Genomic DNA, 2,905 nt, shown 5'->3' with positions numbered 1-2,905 from the left:
CCCGTAGAGGACTTGTGGGGTCCGTTGGACCAGGCCAGGCACGATAGCTCCCTCGCGGCCGCGGCCGCCAGGGAGCTATCGTGCCTGGCCTGGTCCAACGGACCCCACAAGTCCTCTACGGGTGGGGGTTTGGGCGGGGACTCGCCGCAGGCGGATCCGACCACCCCCAGCGCGGCAAGAGCCACGCCACCGGCGAGCACGCCCCGTCTGTTGGTGACGGGTACTGCGCTAGGCACAGGCCCAATCCTGCCATCGGAGGTCACCGCGCCGAAGGCGGGGACGTCGGCGGACGCGATCAGGCCGTCAGGCGCCTTTACTGGCGTATCGTTGACAGTTGGCTTCCGTGAAGCGTCCGCGGACGGTGTTCGTGACGTTGCGCGGAACACCGGAGCCAGCTGACCGGACAACTCAAGATGAGGAGCTCGCCGTGACCACCGGGCTACCTTCCCAGACGCAGGTGATCGAGCTACTCGGTGGAGAGTTCGCGCGCGCGGGCTACGAGATCGAAGACGTGGTCATCGACAGCCGTGCGCGTCCGCCGCGGATCACCGTGATCGCCGACGGCGACGACGCACTGGACCGGGACACCATCGCCACCCTCTCGCGTTCGGCGTCGACGTTGCTCGACGGCTCAACGTTGCTCGGCTCGATCCGCGACTCCTACGTGCTCGAGGTCAGCTCGCCCGGGGTGGAGCGGCCGCTGACCACCGCCAAGCACTTCCGCCGCGCCCGGGGCCGCAAGGTCGACGTCGCACTGTCGGACGGGTCGCGGCTGACCGGGCGGGTGGGCGCGACCGGCGACGACGCGGTCGCGCTGGTCGTCCGGGCCGGTCGCGGCTGGGCGGTAAGCGAGATCCCCTTGGCCGATGTGGTCAAAGCCGTTGTGCAGGTTGAGTTTTCACCGCCGTCACCGGCCGAGCTGGAGCTGGCCGAGTTGACCGGGCGCGCCGGAACGGAGGCCGGAGCATGAATATCGACATGGCCGCGCTGCACGCCATCGAGGTCGACCGCGGCATCTCGGTGAGCGAGCTGCTCGAGACGATCAAGTCCGCGCTCCTGACCGCCTACCGGCACACCGAGGGCCACCAGGCCGACGCCCGCATCGAGATCGACCGCAAGACCGGCGTCGTCAAGGTGATCGCCCGGGAGACCGACGAGGACGGCAACGTCATCAGCGAATGGGACGACACCCCCGAGGGGTTCGGCCGCATCGCCGCCACGACGGCCCGGCAGGTGATGCTGCAGCGGTTCCGCGACGCCGAGAACGAGCGCACCTACGGCGAGTTCTCCACCCGCGAGGGCGAGATCGTCGGGGGCGTGATCCAGCGCGACAGCCGGGCCAACGCGCGCGGCCTCGTCGTCGTGCGCATGGGCACCGAGACCAAGGCCTCGGAGGGCGTCATTCCGGCGGCCGAGCAGGTGCCGGGGGAGAGTTACGAGCACGGCAACCGCGTCCGCTGCTACGTGATCGGTGTGACGCGGGGGGCCCGCGAGCCGGTGATCACGCTGTCGCGCACGCACCCCAACCTGGTGCGCAAGCTGTTCGCGCTGGAGGTGCCCGAGATCGCCGACGGCTCGGTCGAGATCGTCGCCGTCGCCCGCGAGGCGGGACACCGGTCGAAGATCGCGGTGAAGTCCAGCGTGCCCGGCCTCAACGCCAAGGGCGCCTGCATCGGCCCGATGGGGCAGCGGGTCCGCAACGTGATGAGCGAATTGTCCGGCGAGAAGATCGACATCATCGACTACGACGAGGACCCCGCCCGGTTCGTCGCCAACGCGCTTTCGCCCGCCAAGGTGGTGTCGGTCTCGATCATCGACCAGGCCGCCCGCGCCGCAAGGGTCGTCGTGCCCGACTTCCAATTGTCGCTGGCCATCGGCAAGGAAGGGCAGAACGCGCGGCTCGCCGCCCGACTGACCGGGTGGCGCATCGACATCCGCGGGGACTCGCCGCATTCGGAGGACCAGCCGGACCACGGCGCCACTCACGGAATGGCCCGCGAGCACTAGCGGACGGCCATCCGCGGGTGGTTCAGACCACCGGTTGACTAACGCTAGACTGAGCCGTGATCCAGCGCGAGCCTTCGGTCTCGGCGCACAGACACCCGGGTGGACCCGTGCGGACGTGCGTCGGGTGCCGGAAGCGAGAGCTGGCCGTCGAACTGCTTCGAGTGGTTGCTGTGCCAACCGGGAACGGCGAATACGCCGTGATCGTTGACACGGGGACCAACTTGCCGGGGCGAGGTGCATGGCTGCACCCCACACCGGGGTGCGTGCGCCAGGCGGTTCGGCGGCGAGCTTTCGCACGAGCGCTGCGCATCACCGGTTCACCGGACACATCCGCGGTGGTCGAGCACGTCGAGTCGTTGGGCGCGCCCGGATCGCCCGGCAACAGAACAGGTAGCGAAGAACATGAGCACACCGTGAAGTCCCGATGACGATGCGTCATAGCTGATACCCGAGGCGCGGCCCACACTGTCGCCTCATAGACAGGAGATGTAGTGGCAGGTAAGGCCCGCGTACACGAGTTGGCGAAGGAACTCGGTGTCACCAGCAAGGAAGTGCTCGCCCGGCTTAATGAACAGGGCGAATTCGTCAAATCCGCGTCGTCGACGGTAGAGGCGCCGGTCGCGCGCCGGCTCCGCGAGTCCTTCGGCGGCGGCAAGCCGGCGGGTGGCGCCCCCGGCAAGGCCCCCGCAAAAGCCGCCGCGAAGGCGCCCGCCAAGGGTGCCGACAGCTCGCTCGACAGCGCCCTCGACCAGGCGATCGGGAAGGCCACGGGCGCTAACGGCGAGGCCGGCGGCCCGCCCGCGGCGGTCGCCGGGGTGGCGACGGCCGCCCCGCCGTCCGCGCCGGTCCGGCCGGGTCCGATGCCGGGACGTCCGGGCGGCGCACCCCCGGCCCCGCC

General features: G+C 69.9%; 4 protein-coding genes and 1 pseudogene. 4 read left to right on the top strand and 1 reads right to left on the bottom strand.

All coding sequences use genetic code 11. From position 1 onward, the window contains the following. Window positions 1-236, bottom strand: a pseudogene (locus GPY60_RS26375) (hypothetical protein); the annotation flags it as partial. 191 nt (window positions 237-427) lie between these two features. Between GPY60_RS26375 and rimP the strand changes: the two are divergent. From rimP to GPY60_RS26355, 4 genes are all read left to right on the top strand, one after another. Further along, on the top strand, window positions 428-970 hold the full coding sequence (gene rimP / locus GPY60_RS26370; RefSeq protein WP_156690639.1) for a ribosome maturation factor RimP: 543 nt from the start codon (window positions 428-430) through the stop codon (window positions 968-970). Next, window positions 967-2,007, top strand: coding sequence for a transcription termination factor NusA (gene nusA, locus GPY60_RS26365; RefSeq protein ID WP_156690638.1), 1,041 nt, complete (start codon window positions 967-969; stop codon window positions 2,005-2,007). Before rimP ends, nusA begins: the two co-directional genes overlap by 4 nt. A gap of 56 nt (window positions 2,008-2,063) precedes the next feature. Further along, on the top strand, window positions 2,064-2,435 hold the full coding sequence (locus tag GPY60_RS26360; RefSeq protein ID WP_197283850.1) for a YlxR family protein: 372 nt from the start codon (window positions 2,064-2,066) through the stop codon (window positions 2,433-2,435). 63 nt (window positions 2,436-2,498) lie between these two features. Continuing rightward, a partial coding sequence (locus GPY60_RS26355) for a translation initiation factor IF-2 N-terminal domain-containing protein (protein ID WP_231639844.1) occupies window positions 2,499-2,905 on the top strand: 407 nt, incomplete at its 3' end.

The organism is Mycobacterium sp. Marseille-P9652 (assembly GCF_902652685.1).
Lineage (GTDB): Bacteria > Actinomycetota > Actinomycetes > Mycobacteriales > Mycobacteriaceae > Mycobacterium.
Note: the sequence above shows the minus strand (reverse complement) of the source record. Positions and strands in the feature narration are given on the sequence as shown.